Below are 13945 nucleotides of genomic sequence, written 5' to 3'. Positions count from 1 at the left end.
GATCACTATGAAACCCATTGCGCCACAATGTATTCAACCCGCCGATCAGTCGCGTAGCGCGGCGTCGCGCAACTTGCCGAGCGTTCTGGACAGTATGCGAGAGACATGCATCTGCGAAACGCCGAGCTGTTCGGCGATCTGGGACTGGGTCATGGACTCGAAGAAGCGCATGACCAGCACCTCGCGTTCCCGGTCGGGCAGCTCCTCGATCAGCGGCCGGACCGCCAGATAGTCCTCTACATACTGGTAGCTGGGCTCGTCTTCACCGAGACTGTCCAGCAGCGGTTGCGGCGCATTCTCGATGTCGTCGCCGGCCACCGCGTCGATCGAACTCGACTGATATGCATTGCCCGCGATGAGTGCCTGGGTGACCTCGACCAGATCGACATCCAACTCGGCGGCGATCTCGCGCGCCTTGGGCAACCGGCCCAGCCGCTGCGATAGCGCCTCGATGGTCGGACCGATGCTGAGCTGGATCTCCTTGGTGCGCCGGGGCACCCGCACCGCCCAGGTGTTGTCCCGGAAATGCCTTCGCACCTCGCCCATGATCGTCGGCACCGCGAACGACAGGAACGAGGAACCGCGCGACACATCGAAGCGGTCGACGGCCTGCACCAGACCCAATCGGGCCACCTGCAAAAGATCGTCGAAGTTCTCGCCGCGCCCGGAGAATTTGCGCGCAATGTGTTCGGCCAGTGGCAGGCACCGGCCGATCAGCTCCTCGCGCAACAGTTCTCGACGGTGATCGGCCGGGTCGATGGCGGCGATCTTTTCGAAGAGCGGCTCGATATTGTCGTAACTGTCGCGGTGCGCTCTCGAATCAGCCGCCATCACCGCTCCGTGCCCAGCTGAAGTCGACGACAGTCGGATATCCGGAAACCACGCTGTCGAACGGCTCTTGCGCCGCCGAGATCGACTGTGTCAGCGTGCGGACGATATGCCAGCCGAATCCGGCTTGGCCGACCACCTTCTCCGATACCGCGACCGCGGCCACGCGCACGAACATCTCGTGATCGTTGTAGGTGAAATCACAGTCCAAGGTCGAGCCCGGTGTCGCCTCCAGGATCAACGAGGTCGCTACCTCATCGAGCGCGAGCCGGATGTCGACTACTTCATCGATCGCGAAATCCGCGATGAGCGCGACTGTTTCGGCGAGCGCGCGCAGCATGGTCAGCTGCTCCAACTCGGCGGGGATGCGAACCCCTATCGTCGTCGTCGTCTCCGCCGCGGACTGGGAACTCCACTCCCCCATGCCCATCACCACCTCTTTTCCTCCGAGCCGACCGGAACCTGCCTTCGAGTCGGGGGCCATTCGCGACTTACCCGGCCGGTCATCATCGAAACATCGCAACCGGTGTGGATTCGACTCAGTCGGCCTCGATCCGTTCATGCGCAGTCAACAGCAGATGGTCGAACCGCGTGCGCAATTCGGCCATCGAATCGGTCAGCTCGCCGAGATCGGCGATCAACCGGGCGGCCAGCGCCCGCAATTTGATATTGGTCTCCTGCGAGCGCCAGCTCAGCACCCGGAACGCCTGTTCGGCATTGACGCCGTAGACCAGCATCAACGCGCCCTTCGCCTGCTCGATCACCGCGCGGGCCGCATACAGTTCGGGCAGTGCGTCGTCGAGGGTCTCCTGCTGGCGTTCCTCGAGTGCGTCGGTGACATCTATGTAGTAGCCCGACGTCCCGATCACCGTTTCCGCCTCGTCGAGCATCTGATCGGCCACCACGATCACGTGGTGCACACGACCGGTCGTATCGATGATCCGGTGCCGGCTGGAGAACGGCTGCGAGTTTTCGATGGTGTTGGCCAGGGTGTCGGCAACCTGCGCGCGATCCTCGGGGTGCTTATGCGATAACAGCAGTTCGGTGGTCGGTGTCACTGTTCCCGGCTCGTATCCGTGCAACAGCGCGACCTCGTCGGACCACTCCCACCGCTGGTCGGCAAACCAGAAGTAGAACGTGCCGACGTTCTGCGCCTTACCCATGCCGATGACCCGGCCCAACACCTGCGCCTGCTCGGGCGAAACAGATCCACTCTCCGTCACAGCGCAAGTATGGGGCGCGATCATGCTCGGTGCCGGGATATCAGCTCGACCAGGGACTTAAGGCCTCATTATGTGTCGAGCGCGGCGCGCATCGTCGGGAAATCACAACACACGGCGCGTACTCCGGTAATGGCGAGCACCCGGTCGATCTCGCGGCGACCCGAGACGATGCGCACATCGGGGCCGCCGTGCGCGGCCCGCTGGGTGATCGCTCCGATGGTGGCCGCGACCCGAATACTCAGGAATTTGGTGGCGCGCAGATCGAGGACGACCGCATGGCATCGGGTCGTGACGGCGTGTTCGAGCATCGCCCGGAACTCGGAGAGTGCGGCCGCATCGAGTTCACCTTCGGCGCGCACCACCACACAATGTTTACGGCGATCGACGCGTTGCGCCCAGAACCGGTTGCGTGGTCGTTCACCGGCCGGGTGCTGCCCGTTTGAACGGTGCTGAAGAACGGCAGACATTTAAACCTCCCAGAGGGGATTCCGGTCCTGCACGGGCAGGATCGGATCGGCGGGAGGGCGGCGGTATCGGCAGTAGGTAGGACACTTAGGTTGTCGCCACGCTGGGTCAGGTGTCGCTACGCGCTCCCGCTGGCCGAGTCCTGCGTAGTCTGTCGCCACGTCGGACCCAGGGTCGGCTGTAGTCTCAACCTGCTCCTAGTCTGGCACGTGGGCTCGGTCCGATTCAACTGTCGGAACCGTCACGGCCGTCGCGCCACCGCCACGGCGCCACCACCCAGGCCGCCGCGAATAGCAGCGCGACCACCACACCCGCCACCGCACCGGCGATTGTCCCCGCGACGGCAGCCATCACCAGCGTCGTCGCACCGGTCAGCGCGAGGCCGAGCAGCGCGATCCCTGCCATCGCGCAGCGATGGGCCGCCGCCACGACACTGCCCAACCGATGGCGCCGGAACAGGATCCGATGCCACGACACCGGCGCGACCAGGAACACCGTGGCACCCATCGCCGCGGAGACGGTACCCAGATACAGCACCCGCATCGGCTGCGACAAGGTGGTGAATCCGGCCTGGAACGGGAGGATCAGCAGCGCGCTGATCAAGAACTGCACGCCGGTCTGCACGACCCGCAGTTCCTGCACAAGATTGGACCAATTGCGGTCCAGCCGTTGGGTTTCGGTCTCGTGCCTGGCCTTGCGATCCCATTCCTGATCATCTTTGGTCACGGCTGGGTCATCGCCTTTCGATGTCGTCGCCATGGTTGCTCCTGGGTTCGCGCTCCGTGTTGGCGGCGTACCCGCGCCGGGCCGGCATACACCCCGCGATCGTTGATCGCAGCGCCGCTGATTCGGTGTTCGACGGGCGGGTATGCCGGTGATGACGCCGATGCGCTCGGCGGCATCGTTTCGAGGAGGAGCGAGCCATCATGAGAAATACCGGAACCTGCCGAGGTCGCATCGCCGCGGTGGCTGCCGCGGCCGCGCTGGCGGTCTTGGCGAGCGGCTGCGCGGAGGCCCAGAAGGCGGTGAACAAGGGCGGTGACACGCCCTGTAGCGAATTCGTCGCGCAGGACAAGGATAAACAGCGCATCACGGTGACCAAATTCCTCGAGCAGGAACGTAACGGCAATGCGCCGGCGACCAATGATCAGACCGTCGACGCCTCGATAGCCGCAATCGAATTGATGTGCCGGGCACAGGCCAATCCGGACACCCCTATCCGCAAAGCCGACTTGACCGGCATCCTGGTGCCGAAGTAATCACGGTACCGAAAGTAATGGGTTGCCGGACATATTGTCCGGCAACCCATTACCTGTCATACACAGCGATTATCGATAATCACTGCCCCTGCTGGTAAGCGCGCTGGCGCTGTTCGTCGAGCTTGGCTTCGGCACGCTGCTTCTCGGCGGCCGCTTCCTTGCTGGCTGCTTCACGCTGTGATTCCGCCTTGTCCTGCTGGGCTTTGCCTTCATCCCGCAGGTCGTCGTTTCCGAAGACTGCGCCGGCGGCCTCCTTGATCTTGCCCTTGGCGTCTTCGACGACGCCTTCGACTCCTTCGCGGGGACCACTCTTGTGCTCGGACACGATATCTACCTCCGAATTATCGGTTTTCAGGTGGACATTCGCCGCATACCCGGGATCTGCCCGTTGAACCCGAATTCCGAAATTTCGTCGTGGATTCCGTGAATTCCTGCCGCATATCGGGATGTTTCGGTGGTGCGGCAGCGGTTATCGCCGGAGCATGAGGTCCCTGTGGTTGAACGATGCCGAGGTGCCGGCGCGACTACGGCTCATGCCGGGGCTGCGGTTCGACACCGTTGTGATCGGCGCCGGGCTCACCGGCCTGGTGACCGCCCTGCTGCTGGCCGAGAGCGGTGTCGACGTGGCCGTGCTGGAGAGTAGGCGAGTCGGGGCGGGTACCACCGGTGCCAGTACGGCGAAGGTCAGTCTGCTGCAAGGGATTCGAGCGCAGCGGATCCGCGGTCGCCACGGCGATCGAGCGGTGAACGACTATGTCGAGGCCAATCGCGAGGGGCAGCAGTGGCTGTTGCGCTACTGCGCGGAGCATTCGGTGCCCGTTCAGCGCGTCCCGGCGCTCACTTACGCTCAGTCCGAATCTGAAATATCCACTGTGCGAAGGGAATACGAGGCGACACGGGCCGCAGGGCTGGCCACCACGCTCGTCGAGGACCTGGACGTGCCGTTCCCGGCGCACGGTGCGGTCCGGCTCGATAACCAGGCTCAACTCGATCCGATGGCACTGCTTGCCAGTTTGGCCGCCGATATCGAATCGCGCGGCGCGTCGATCTTCGAATCCACGCGGGCCAAGGGCGTGCACGGTGGCGAACACGACCAGTTGGTCATCGAGACCGAGCACGGCGATCTGGTCGCGCGCACGATCATCCTGGCAACCGGCACACCGATACTCGACCGCGGCGGCTTCTTCGCCCGGCTCACCGCCGAGCGCTCCTATCTGAGTGCCTTCCGGGTCGCCGAGCCGATCCCGCACGAAATGTTCATCAGCGCGGGCGAGCCGACTCGGTCGCTGCGGTATACACCGGGACCCGATGGCACGGAGCTACTGCTGGTCGGCGGCAACGGCCACGTGGTCGGACGTACGAATTCCGCGAGCCGCCGGGTCGAGGAGTTGATCGCCTGGACACGGCGGTGTTTCCCCACCGCCGAACCGCTGCAGAGCTGGTCCGCGCAGGACTACCACCCCGTCGACGAACTGCCCTACGTCGGTCCGCTGCTGCCCGGGCAGAATCGCATCCTGCTCGCCACCGGCTACGCTAAATGGGGCTTGACCAACGGCATCGCCGCGGCCTTGGCGCTCGTCGGCCGGGTCAATGGGAAACCACCCCGGTGGGCCGATACCTTCGCCAGCTGGCGCCCGAGCGAACTGAAGTCCATACCTGCCGCCGTATTCGCCAATAGCTCTGTGGCCCAACAACTTTCCTTCGGTTGGCTGCGCATGCTCGGCACCGGTCTCAGTGCAGCGCCTGCCGAGGGCAGCGGCCGCGTCGAACGCCACGGGCTGCGACCGACCGCCGTATGCACTGTCGACGGCGCCACCACCGAGGTATCCGCGGTTTGTCCGCATCTGGACGGCATCGTGTGCTGGAACGATGCAGAGCGATCCTGGGACTGCCCGCTACACGGCTCCCGATTCGCCGCCGACGGCACGCTGCTGGAGGGTCCGGCAACCGACTCGCTGACGCCGATTTCCGGTCCGTTCCCCGGTCCCGAATCCCGTGAGTTGTGACGTGGGCGTTCTGTGTTGCCCTATGATTGCCTCTTGTCGCCATTCGGACCGTCGGATCTAGCCTGTGAGGGCGAACAATCTGATCGACTGACGATTTCACATCGACCCGCATTGCTTGCTGTCCGTTTGCCAGTATCCGGTCACAACTTCGGGAGGTTCTCATGCACGATGAGCGCGACCAGTTCGCTGATCTGTCCGAGGTCAAAATGTGCTTCCGCGACGAGGGTGATCCGACGGGGGAACCGCTGCTGATGATCATGGGGCTCAGCTCCCAGCTGATCCACTGGCCCCAGGAAATCGTCGACCTCCTCGGCGAGCGCGGCTACCGGGTGATCCGTCCGGACAACCGCGACAGCGGTCTGACCGAGTGGAAGACCACCCCGAGCCAGTACTACCTGCGGGCGATCGCCCGAGACGCTGTCGAACTGCTCGACCATCTCGGCATCGAGCGGGCGCACGTCGTCGGCGCCTCGATGGGCGGGATGGTCGCCCAGCTACTCGCGATCGAGCACAGCCCGCGGGTGCTGTCGCTGTGCTCGATCATGAGCACGCCGCACTTTCTCATCGGCATGGCCGACGGGAACGTGCTCGAGGAACTGGTGAAACCGATGCCATCGGATCGTGCGGCCGCGATCGAGCAGATCACCGACCTGTACACGCTCATCGGCTCGAAGACCTACCCCGACCGTGAGCGCCGCCGCGCGCTCGCGACCCAGGCCTACGACCGCGCACGGCACCCCGACGGCCCGGCCCGGCAGGTGACCGCTGCCACGATCGCTCCCGACCGCAGGCATCGCCTCCAGCAGCTGCAGTTGCCGGCACTGGTCATTCACGGTGCCGAGGACACGCTCATCAAGATCGCCGGCGGCCAGGCCACCCACGCAGCGATCCCCAACTCGACCTACCTGCCGTTCGACGCGATGGGCCACGACTTGCCCGAGCCGCTGTTCGATCAGATCGTCACGGCAATCGCCGAAAACGCGGCCCGGCGTCCCGCGGTCGTGTGACGGAGTCGAAGCCGGCTCTCGATAGCTGAGATGTGATGGACGGCGGAAAGTGACCGTATTCAGGCCGGGGTCGTCGACTGGTCCGGCGGTCACGATCCGCCGTCCGTATCGCGGGACCGGCGGTTTCATGGCGTGCCATTGGGGTCTACGCCACGGCATCCCGAAGGTTGGCTAGGAATTCGATCTACGGCGGGGCACAATATTTGCAGGGATGTTGCAGGGTGGCCTTTGGTCTTCGGCAAATCGCTTCGCCTACCGATTGAGGGGCGACAACTGACGATATGCACCGAAACGGTGAGCGCCCGAAAGGGCTCAGTGTCTCCGCGCTGGCGGCGGTAGCGAACCCGTCGTACTCGCGAATCGACACATGGAATCTGCTCGACGACGCGTGCCGTCGGCTCGCCGATGTCAACCGTGCCGGGCTGGACACCACCCACGAAGCCGCCCGGGTGCGGCGCCTCCTCGATCGTCTCGGTGCCTACGAGCGGTACTGGCTGTACCCGGGCGCGGCGAGACTGGCGGCGTTTCGCGGATATCTCGCCGATCTCGCGACTGTGCGGCTCACCGACGAGGTGTCGCTGGCGGTGCGTCTGCTCTCCGAGTACGGCGACGGTGCAACTGTGTTCGACACGTCCGTGCCGCTGGCCGATCAGGAACTCGTGGCGCGGGCCAGACAGCGGCAGTTCTTCACTGTCCTACTCGGCGACGATTCTCCGCCCGAAGCTCCCGAGAGCCTGGCGCAGAGCGTGCGCGCGCTTCGCGACCCGTCCGACGATGTGCAGTTCGAGCTGCTTGTCGTGTCGAGCATCGAGGACGCCATCACCGCGGTCGCGTTGAACGGCGAGATTCAGGCGGCGATCATCCGGCATGACCTGCCGCTTCGTTCACACGACCGGGTGCCGTTGATGACCACATTGCTCGGTGTCAACGACGACGTGGTCGTGACCGAGCGCACCCAGAACTGGGTCGAATGTGGCGAGTGGATCAGGCAGTTGCGGCCTCATATCGATCTGTACCTGCTCACCGACGAATCGATCGCCGCGGAGAGCGAAGACGAGCCGAACGTCTACGACCGCACGTTCTATCGGCTCAACGATGTCACCGACCTGTACAGCACGGTGCTCGCCGGCTTCCGGAGCCGGTTCGCCACACCGTTTTTCGACGCCCTGCGTGCCTATGCGGCCGCACCGGTCGGCCAATTCCACGCCCTTCCCGTCGCGCGTGGCGCCAGCATCTTCAACTCCAAGTCGCTGCAGGATATGGGCGAGTTCTACGGCCGCAACATCTTCATGGCCGAGACGTCGTCCACCTCCGGCGGCCTGGATTCGCTGCTGGACCCGCACGGCACGATCAGGGTGGCGATGGACAAAGCCGCCAAGACATGGTGTGCCAATCAGACGTACTTCGTCACCAACGGAACTTCCACCGCGAACAAGATTGTCGTGCAGGCCCTGACCCGGCCGGGCGACATCGTTCTGATCGACCGCAATTGCCATAAGTCGCACCACTATGGCCTGGTGCTCGCCGGGGCGTACCCGAGGTACCTGGACGCCTACCCGCTCGAGCCGTTCGCGATCTATGGAGCCGTGTCGCTGCACACCATCAAGAAGGCCCTGCTGGACCTCGAGGCGGCCGGACAATTGGACCGAGTGCGCATGCTGCTGCTCACCAACTGCACTTTCGACGGTGTCGTCTACAACCCACGGCGCGTGATGGAGGAGGTCCTGGCGATCAAGCCGGACATTTGCTTCCTGTGGGACGAGGCGTGGTATGCGTTCGCCACCGCGGTGCCCTGGGCACGGCAGCGGACCGCCATGGTTGCCGCCGAGCAACTCGAATCGATATTGTCCTCGCCCGGGTACGCCGCGGAGTACCGCACGTGGCGTGCGTCCATGCAGGGAGTCGATCGCGCCGAGTGGCGCAACCACCGGCTGCTTCCGGACCCCGGGCGCGCGCGTGTACGCGTGTACGCGACGCATTCCACGCACAAGTCGCTGTCGGCGCTTCGGCAGGCGTCGATGATCCATGTCCGCGACCAGGATTTCAAAGCTCTCGTCCGAGAGTCGTTCGGTGAGGCGTTTTTGACCCACACCTCGACATCGCCGAATCAGCAACTGCTGGCGTCGTTGGACTTGGCGCGTCGGCAGGTCGACATCGAGGGCTTCCAGTTGGTCCGCAACGTCTACGACATGGCGCTGGTCTTCCGTCACCGCGTTCGCAAAGACCGGCTGATCGGCAAGTGGTTCCGCATCCTCGACGAGGACGACCTGGTGCCCGACGAGTTCCGGCCCTCTGAAGTCAGCTCGTACCGGCAGGTCAGGCAGGGTGGATTGGCAGAGTGGAACGAGGCGTGGCGGTCCGATCAGTTCGTGCTCGACCCGACTCGGGTCACCCTGTTCATCGGCAAGACCGGCATGAACGGCTTCGATTTCCGCGAGAAGATCCTGATGGACCGGTTCGGTATCCAGATCAACAAGACCTCGATCAACAGTGTGCTCTTGATCTTCACGATCGGCGTGACCTGGTCGAGCGTGCACTATCTGCTCGACGTGCTGCGTCGGGTGGCTACCGACTTCGAGCGCAGCCGGGGCGCGGGCGGCAGGGCCGATCACGCCCTGCAACAGCGCCGGGTCGACGAGATCACCAAGGATCTGCCGGCACTGCCCGACTTCAGCGAGTTCGACAGCGTGTTTCGTCCCGATGGCACCAGCGTGTTCGGCGACATGCGATCGGCCTTCTACGCCGGATATGAGGAGTCCGACCGCGAACACATCCTGCTCGGCGACGCCGGGCGACGGATCGCCAAGGGAAAGACCCTGGTGTCCACCACCTTCGTCGTCCCCTACCCGCCCGGCTTCCCGGTGTTGGTACCGGGTCAGGTGATCTCGACCGAAATCCTGTATTTCCTGGCCGAGCTCGATGTCAAGGAAATTCACGGATACAACCCCGACCTCGGGTTGTCGGTCTTCACCGAGTCCGCGCTGGCACGGCTGGCCGCAACTCGGCACGCGATTGCCACGGCGTCCGACGATGCGCCGCAGGCAGCGACGGCGCTGGAGTCAGCTCACGCGCTGGATCGGATGCGGTTCACCGCGCAGTGACGTCGCTGTCGAGTGGCCGCGCCTGCTCGAGAATCTCGTCGACGGTCTGCTCCACGGTGAGATCGGAAGTGTCCAACCACAATCCGATGCGCGGGGTCTGCGCCCGCAGCACTTCGTCCAGACTGTCGACGGTGAAGCCGTCGTAGGCGACCTTGTCCCGGGCCGCCTCGCGTGCGGCGACCGCGGCCGGTTTGGGCGCGAGCACCACCACATACCGCGGCCGCGTCCGGATGCGGTCGAGGGTGTAGGGCAGGAACTCCCCGAGCACGACATCCTGGATGATCGCGGTGAATCCGGCCGAGGCGTACGTATCGGCGGAATGCGCGGCCAGCGCGTGTCGCAGCCGCAATTGGTCGAGTGCCTCGGTCGACGGTTCCGGACTCATGTCCGCCCGGCCACCGATGATGAAGCGCCGGAACGCATCTCCGCGCACATGCGCCGAGCGCGGCAACCGCTCCGCCAACGCCTGCGCGACCGTGGACTTTCCGGCGGCCTGGATACCGGTGATCAGATAGACGGCGGATTCCATATCCGCCATGATCGCAGCCGAGCGCCACTCATTTCCGCCGCCGTTCGCCCGAGTCAGCTCGCGCGATGGATCGGATGCAGTCGCGACAGCGCGCGCACCGCATCGGCGCGCGAAATGAGCTGGTCGCCATCGAGTTCGGCGATGGCCGCCTCCATCCATTCCCGGATCAGCGTCGACAGGCCGATACCGCGGCTGTCGGCGAGTTGCTTGACCCGGGTGTGCAGCTCCAGCGGCATGCGAATGGAGCTGGTAACCATGATGTCGTCACCGGGGGCGAGTGGCGGCGGCGCCTTTTCCGGCGGGACCGGTTCGTCGCTGAAGGTCAGCCGATCCATGAACGACGCCACTTCGTCCGGGGTGGACGGGAAATCCTTTTCACCCATCACCGGTTCTCCTGTTCCCACTCCTCGAACATTTTCAGTTCGTCGGCGCGCATTTCCCGGGCGCCGATGATCAGCCACGTCCACTGGTCCTGTTGGCGCGTCGCCACGATCAGCGGCCGCCCGGTACCCGTGCGACCCCAGACCGACAACACCGTCACGTGCCCGTCATCGGCGATCCGCGGCCAGCGCCGTGCGCCTTCGAGGACTTGGCGTACCTCCCGGGGTCCGATGCCGATCAGGCGCGCGAACGCCCAGTCCGGCCACTCGTACCCCATGACCACATACTACGCGCATAGTAACCGACCGATCGGTCGCAGCTTGCGGCTTGACGCGTAGGATTTTTCCTACCTATAGTCGGGATCGTGAACGTCACCGAAGGGCGGGTCTTCGCGGCATTGGCCAGTCCGGTTCGGCGCGAGGTATTGCGGCTGCTGCGCGAGGACGGACCGCAGCCGGTGACCGATCTGGCCGCGCATTTCGAGATGGCACGGCCGAGCTTCTCCGAACATCTGCGGGTGCTGCGGGAGGCCGAGTTGGTCAGTGAGAACAAGGTGGGGCGGCAACGGCTTTATCGGCTCGAGGCGGCCCCGCTGTACGAGATCCAGGAATGGTTGCACCCGTTCGAGCAGTTCTGGCGCGAGAAGTTGGCCGGGCTGCGCGAACTGCTGGACACCATGGAAGAGGAGTAACGATGACCGATGATCCGACCACCATTCACGTGGACGAATTCCTGGCGCACCCACCGGCGAAGGTATGGCGCGCGTTGACTGAACCGGAGTTGCTCGCGCGGTGGTTCATGCCGTCCGACTTCCGGCTCGAGGTCGGGCATCGTTACACCATCGATGCGAAAGCCGTTCCGGCGACCGGCTTTTCCGGTGTAATCGCGGCCGAGGTGCTGGCCTTCGAATCGGAGCGGATGCTGCGCGTCGGCTGGCGCGACGTCGACCCGAATGCCGAACACGGCGCCGACTGGACGCTCACCTGGACGCTCGAGCCCGAGGGCAAGGGCACCCGATTGTTCTTGGAACACGCCGGATTCGATCCAGATCATCCGCTCCAGCAGAAGGCCCGCACGATCATGGACGCAGGCTGGCGCTCCCATGTCATGCGGCGCATCGATGCGGTGTTGCGGGAGTTGGAGTCATCGCCGAACCTCAGGCGCTGAGTCACGCCGCATTCGGTGCCGTGGTGACCATTTTTCGGATATTTCGAACTTCTCGGTCCGGTTCAGCCAGGTTGGAAGAATGCGAGCAGCCTCCGGCTGGCGTCGGGCGACGTCAGGATTTCCTGCATGTCCGCGGACATCCGGGCGGCAGCGCTGGTGCGTTCGAACATCTCGCGCTCGTATTCTTTGACGGCGGTGGGAAAGTCGTCCGGGTGCGCGGCCAGCGCGAGACCGAGCACGGCGCCGTCGAGCAGCGCCATGTTGGCGCCCTCTCCCACCGGCGGCATCAGGTGCGCGGCATCGCCGAGCAGCGTGACGCCTGGCGTCGACGGCCAGGTCAGGCCGATTGGGAGAGTGCTGATCGACCGCGGCACGACCGTGTCGTCGCAGGCCGCGATCAGCGCGGTGAACCGTGAGTCCCAGCCGGGGAGCAGGTCGATCAGCCGCGCCCGGGCGGCGGCCGGGTCGTCGAAGGGGATCCCGCTGGTAGCGAACCAGTCCTCGGCGGTGTTGTAGAAGCTGAGGCCGATGCGAACGCGGCCGTCGCCGTTGCGCTGCGCCGCCAGGGAAAGTCCGTTGCCGAGCACCCAATAGTTGCCGCGCCCGACCATCGCCGCGAGGTCGGGGTGCGTGCGGTCGATGTCGGGAATGCCGACCTCGACGATGTTCTGGCCGATATGCACCGGGCGGGCGTCGGTGAGCAGCGCGCGGACCCGGGACTGCGCGCCGTCCGCGCCGACCAGCAGGTCATACGCCGCACCGCTGCCGTCGGCGAAGTGCAGCAGTCCGTTGTCGGCGGATTTGAACGCGTGCCCCCAGCGCACCGCGCCTGCGGGCAGGGAATCCAGCAGCAGGTTGCGCAGATCGGCGCGGTCGACCTCGGGTCGTTCGAGCGGGGCGTCGTCGGGCGTGTCCTCCTGGAGCAGCAAGGTGCCGTCCGGCTCCAGAAGGCGCATGTCCTGTCCTTCGCCGCGGGCGATCGCGTGGAACTGGTCGATCAGGCCGGCCTCGCGCAGCGCTCGCTGCCCGGAATGGATGTCGAGCATGCCGCCCTGCCCACGCGCGTCGCGCGAGAGTTCACGTTCGTACACGACGGTGTCGATACCGTTCACATGCAACACCCTGGCGAGGGTCAGGCCGCCCAATCCGGCTCCGATGATCGCGATGGTCATAGTCGCCCCTTCGATACACTGAATGATCCAATACACTGTATCGCAGCATGCGATGTATCGTCAGCGGCATGTTGGTGTGGGAGAGGCCGGAGCCGCCGGATCGACCGGTGCCGGCCCCATTGAGCCGGGAGCGGATCGTAGGAGCGGCGATCCGGCTGGCGGACGCGGACGGGCTGGCGGCGGTGTCGCTACGTAAGGTTGCCGCCGCACTGGACGTCGGGCCGATGCGGCTGTACGGATACATCGCCACCAAGGAGGAGTTGCTCGACCTGATGGTCGATGCGGTCTACGCCGAGATCCGGCCGGCCGGAGACGGTTGGCGCGAGGTGCTACGGTCCCTTGCCGAAACCACCCGGCAGGCCGCTCACCAGCACGAATGGCTTGCCGATCTGATCGGTGGGCGGCCCCAGCTCGGGCCGAACGCACTGGCCAGAGGAGAGGCTGTGGTGGCCGCGATGGGCGGCGTCGACGTGGACGCCGTCATGCCGGTGGTCGACGCGGTCAATGCGTACGTGATCGGCGCGGTGCGCCGGGAGATCACCGAGCAGCGCGCCGAGCGGGCCACCGGGATGGACAAGAGGCAGTGGCAGGCCGCCTTCGGGCCCTATCTGGAGCGGGCGTTCGCAACTAGCCGATTCCCCGCGCTGTCCACGGTCATACGCGATGGCGCCCACCTGGACGCCGACCAAACCTTCCGCACCGGCCTCGACTTCCTCCTCGACGGCATCCAAGCCCGCATCTCGGGCTGACACGCAGCCGATGCCCGTTCGGTGTCTGCCCCTGTGACAACGGCTGAGATGGTATCGG

17 protein-coding genes are annotated in these 13945 nt (G+C 65.1%); 7 read left to right on the top strand and 10 right to left on the bottom strand.

Annotated elements, in window-relative coordinates; genetic code table 11:
• Window positions 1-45: 45 nt before the first annotated feature.
• The 5 genes from ACQPYR_RS20365 to ACQPYR_RS20345 all read right to left on the bottom strand — a co-directional run bounded on the left by ACQPYR_RS20365 (window position 46) and on the right by ACQPYR_RS20345 (window position 3275).
• Complete coding sequence (locus ACQPYR_RS20365) at window positions 46-831, bottom strand: RNA polymerase sigma factor SigF (RefSeq protein ID WP_327099227.1); 786 nt, start codon at window positions 829-831, stop codon at window positions 46-48.
• Window positions 821-1312, bottom strand: a complete 492-nt coding sequence (locus ACQPYR_RS20360) for an ATP-binding protein (protein WP_387283209.1) — start codon at window positions 1310-1312, stop codon at window positions 821-823. Before ACQPYR_RS20360 ends, ACQPYR_RS20365 begins: the two co-directional genes overlap by 11 nt.
• A 55-nt stretch (window positions 1313-1367) precedes the next feature.
• Window positions 1368-1991: a PAS and ANTAR domain-containing protein gene (locus ACQPYR_RS20355; protein ID WP_433635195.1), complete on the bottom strand. Its 624-nt coding sequence runs from the start codon at window positions 1989-1991 to the stop codon at window positions 1368-1370.
• A gap of 128 nt (window positions 1992-2119) precedes the next feature.
• Window positions 2120-2518 (bottom strand): STAS domain-containing protein, encoded by a 399-nt coding sequence (locus ACQPYR_RS20350; protein ID WP_433634501.1) that lies wholly within the window; start codon window positions 2516-2518, stop codon window positions 2120-2122.
• A 223-nt stretch (window positions 2519-2741) separates the two neighbouring features.
• Window positions 2742-3275 (bottom strand): DUF6328 family protein, encoded by a 534-nt coding sequence (locus ACQPYR_RS20345; protein WP_433634499.1) that lies wholly within the window; start codon window positions 3273-3275, stop codon window positions 2742-2744.
• A 167-nt stretch (window positions 3276-3442) separates the two neighbouring features.
• On the opposite strand from ACQPYR_RS20345, the gene ACQPYR_RS20340 reads away from it, so the two are divergent.
• Window positions 3443-3775: a hypothetical protein gene (locus tag ACQPYR_RS20340; RefSeq protein WP_433634497.1), complete on the top strand. Its 333-nt coding sequence runs from the start codon at window positions 3443-3445 to the stop codon at window positions 3773-3775.
• A 79-nt stretch (window positions 3776-3854) separates the two neighbouring features.
• Here the strand turns inward: ACQPYR_RS20340 and mbp1 are convergent, their stop codons facing one another.
• Complete coding sequence (mbp1, locus tag ACQPYR_RS20335; RefSeq protein ID WP_433603138.1) at window positions 3855-4100, bottom strand: microaggregate-binding protein 1; 246 nt, start codon at window positions 4098-4100, stop codon at window positions 3855-3857.
• Between the two features lie 157 nt (window positions 4101-4257).
• Between mbp1 and ACQPYR_RS20330 the strand changes: the two genes are divergently transcribed.
• The 3 genes from ACQPYR_RS20330 to ACQPYR_RS20320 all read left to right on the top strand — a co-directional run bounded on the left by ACQPYR_RS20330 (window position 4258) and on the right by ACQPYR_RS20320 (window position 9889).
• On the top strand, window positions 4258-5781 hold the full coding sequence (locus ACQPYR_RS20330) for an FAD-dependent oxidoreductase (RefSeq protein WP_433634495.1): 1524 nt from the start codon (window positions 4258-4260) through the stop codon (window positions 5779-5781).
• A 161-nt stretch (window positions 5782-5942) separates the two neighbouring features.
• Entirely contained in the window at window positions 5943-6788 is an 846-nt protein-coding gene (locus ACQPYR_RS20325; protein ID WP_433634493.1) for an alpha/beta fold hydrolase, read from the top strand.
• A gap of 281 nt (window positions 6789-7069) precedes the next feature.
• Window positions 7070-9889 (top strand): aminotransferase class I/II-fold pyridoxal phosphate-dependent enzyme, encoded by a 2820-nt coding sequence (locus ACQPYR_RS20320; RefSeq protein WP_433634491.1) that lies wholly within the window; start codon window positions 7070-7072, stop codon window positions 9887-9889.
• On the opposite strand, the gene ACQPYR_RS20315 is transcribed toward ACQPYR_RS20320, so the two are convergent.
• From ACQPYR_RS20315 to ACQPYR_RS20305, 3 genes are read right to left on the bottom strand one after another with little or no spacing between them, the layout of a single operon-like run.
• Window positions 9876-10418, bottom strand: coding sequence for an AAA family ATPase (locus tag ACQPYR_RS20315; protein WP_433634489.1), 543 nt, complete (start codon window positions 10416-10418; stop codon window positions 9876-9878). The genes ACQPYR_RS20320 and ACQPYR_RS20315 overlap by 14 nt on opposite strands.
• Window positions 10419-10471: 53 nt before the next feature.
• Entirely contained in the window at window positions 10472-10801 is a 330-nt protein-coding gene (locus tag ACQPYR_RS20310; RefSeq protein ID WP_433634487.1) for a hypothetical protein, read from the bottom strand.
• The gene (locus tag ACQPYR_RS20305; protein WP_433634485.1) at window positions 10801-11076 is read right to left on the bottom strand and encodes a hypothetical protein; all 276 of its coding nucleotides are present in this window, start codon (window positions 11074-11076) and stop codon (window positions 10801-10803) included. The genes ACQPYR_RS20310 and ACQPYR_RS20305 overlap by 1 nt, the downstream gene beginning before the upstream one ends.
• An 87-nt stretch (window positions 11077-11163) precedes the next feature.
• On the opposite strand from ACQPYR_RS20305, the gene ACQPYR_RS20300 reads away from it, so the two are divergent.
• Both ACQPYR_RS20300 and ACQPYR_RS20295 read left to right on the top strand, forming a co-directional pair.
• Window positions 11164-11490, top strand: a complete 327-nt coding sequence (locus tag ACQPYR_RS20300) for an ArsR/SmtB family transcription factor (protein WP_433634483.1) — start codon at window positions 11164-11166, stop codon at window positions 11488-11490.
• A gap of 2 nt (window positions 11491-11492) precedes the next feature.
• Complete coding sequence (locus tag ACQPYR_RS20295; protein ID WP_433634481.1) at window positions 11493-11966, top strand: SRPBCC family protein; 474 nt, start codon at window positions 11493-11495, stop codon at window positions 11964-11966.
• Window positions 11967-12028: 62 nt separating this feature from the next.
• Here the strand turns inward: ACQPYR_RS20295 and ACQPYR_RS20290 are convergent, their stop codons facing one another.
• Window positions 12029-13138: an FAD-dependent oxidoreductase gene (locus tag ACQPYR_RS20290; protein WP_433634479.1), complete on the bottom strand. Its 1110-nt coding sequence runs from the start codon at window positions 13136-13138 to the stop codon at window positions 12029-12031.
• A 68-nt stretch (window positions 13139-13206) separates the two neighbouring features.
• Here ACQPYR_RS20290 and ACQPYR_RS20285 point away from each other — a divergent pair, with 68 nt between their 5' ends.
• Window positions 13207-13887 carry a TetR/AcrR family transcriptional regulator gene (locus ACQPYR_RS20285; protein ID WP_433634477.1) on the top strand — a complete coding sequence of 227 codons (681 nt, stop codon included), beginning with the start codon at window positions 13207-13209 and terminating at the stop codon, window positions 13885-13887.
• The last annotated feature ends 58 nt before the right edge of the window (window positions 13888-13945 follow it).

It is taken from the genome of Nocardia sp. CA-120079, from assembly GCF_050955745.1.
Taxonomy (GTDB): domain Bacteria; phylum Actinomycetota; class Actinomycetes; order Mycobacteriales; family Mycobacteriaceae; genus Nocardia.
This window is presented reverse-complemented; position numbering and strand designations above follow the sequence as displayed.

Bases quoted from the DNA above. Each gene is read 5' to 3' on its own strand.
- ACQPYR_RS20365 (WP_327099227.1), bottom strand. From the start codon at position 831: ATGGCGGCTGATTCGAGAGCGCACCGCGACAGTTACGACAATATCGAG.
- ACQPYR_RS20285 (WP_433634477.1), top strand. From the start codon at position 13,207: ATGTTGGTGTGGGAGAGGCCGGAGCCGCCGGATCGACCGGTGCCGGCC.
- ACQPYR_RS20350 (WP_433634501.1), bottom strand. From the start codon at position 2,518: ATGTCTGCCGTTCTTCAGCACCGTTCAAACGGGCAGCACCCGGCCGGT.
- ACQPYR_RS20360 (WP_387283209.1), bottom strand. From the start codon at position 1,312: ATGGCCCCCGACTCGAAGGCAGGTTCCGGTCGGCTCGGAGGAAAAGAG.
- ACQPYR_RS20355 (WP_433635195.1), bottom strand. From the start codon at position 1,991: ATGGGTAAGGCGCAGAACGTCGGCACGTTCTACTTCTGGTTTGCCGAC.
- ACQPYR_RS20290 (WP_433634479.1), bottom strand. From the start codon at position 13,138: ATGACCATCGCGATCATCGGAGCCGGATTGGGCGGCCTGACCCTCGCC.
- ACQPYR_RS20295 (WP_433634481.1), top strand. From the start codon at position 11,493: ATGACCGATGATCCGACCACCATTCACGTGGACGAATTCCTGGCGCAC.
- ACQPYR_RS20305 (WP_433634485.1), bottom strand. From the start codon at position 11,076: ATGGGGTACGAGTGGCCGGACTGGGCGTTCGCGCGCCTGATCGGCATC.
- ACQPYR_RS20320 (WP_433634491.1), top strand. From the start codon at position 7,070: ATGCACCGAAACGGTGAGCGCCCGAAAGGGCTCAGTGTCTCCGCGCTG.
- ACQPYR_RS20345 (WP_433634499.1), bottom strand. From the start codon at position 3,275: ATGGCGACGACATCGAAAGGCGATGACCCAGCCGTGACCAAAGATGAT.
- ACQPYR_RS20315 (WP_433634489.1), bottom strand. From the start codon at position 10,418: ATGGAATCCGCCGTCTATCTGATCACCGGTATCCAGGCCGCCGGAAAG.
- ACQPYR_RS20310 (WP_433634487.1), bottom strand. From the start codon at position 10,801: ATGGGTGAAAAGGATTTCCCGTCCACCCCGGACGAAGTGGCGTCGTTC.
- ACQPYR_RS20340 (WP_433634497.1), top strand. From the start codon at position 3,443: ATGAGAAATACCGGAACCTGCCGAGGTCGCATCGCCGCGGTGGCTGCC.
- ACQPYR_RS20330 (WP_433634495.1), top strand. From the start codon at position 4,258: ATGAGGTCCCTGTGGTTGAACGATGCCGAGGTGCCGGCGCGACTACGG.
- ACQPYR_RS20325 (WP_433634493.1), top strand. From the start codon at position 5,943: ATGCACGATGAGCGCGACCAGTTCGCTGATCTGTCCGAGGTCAAAATG.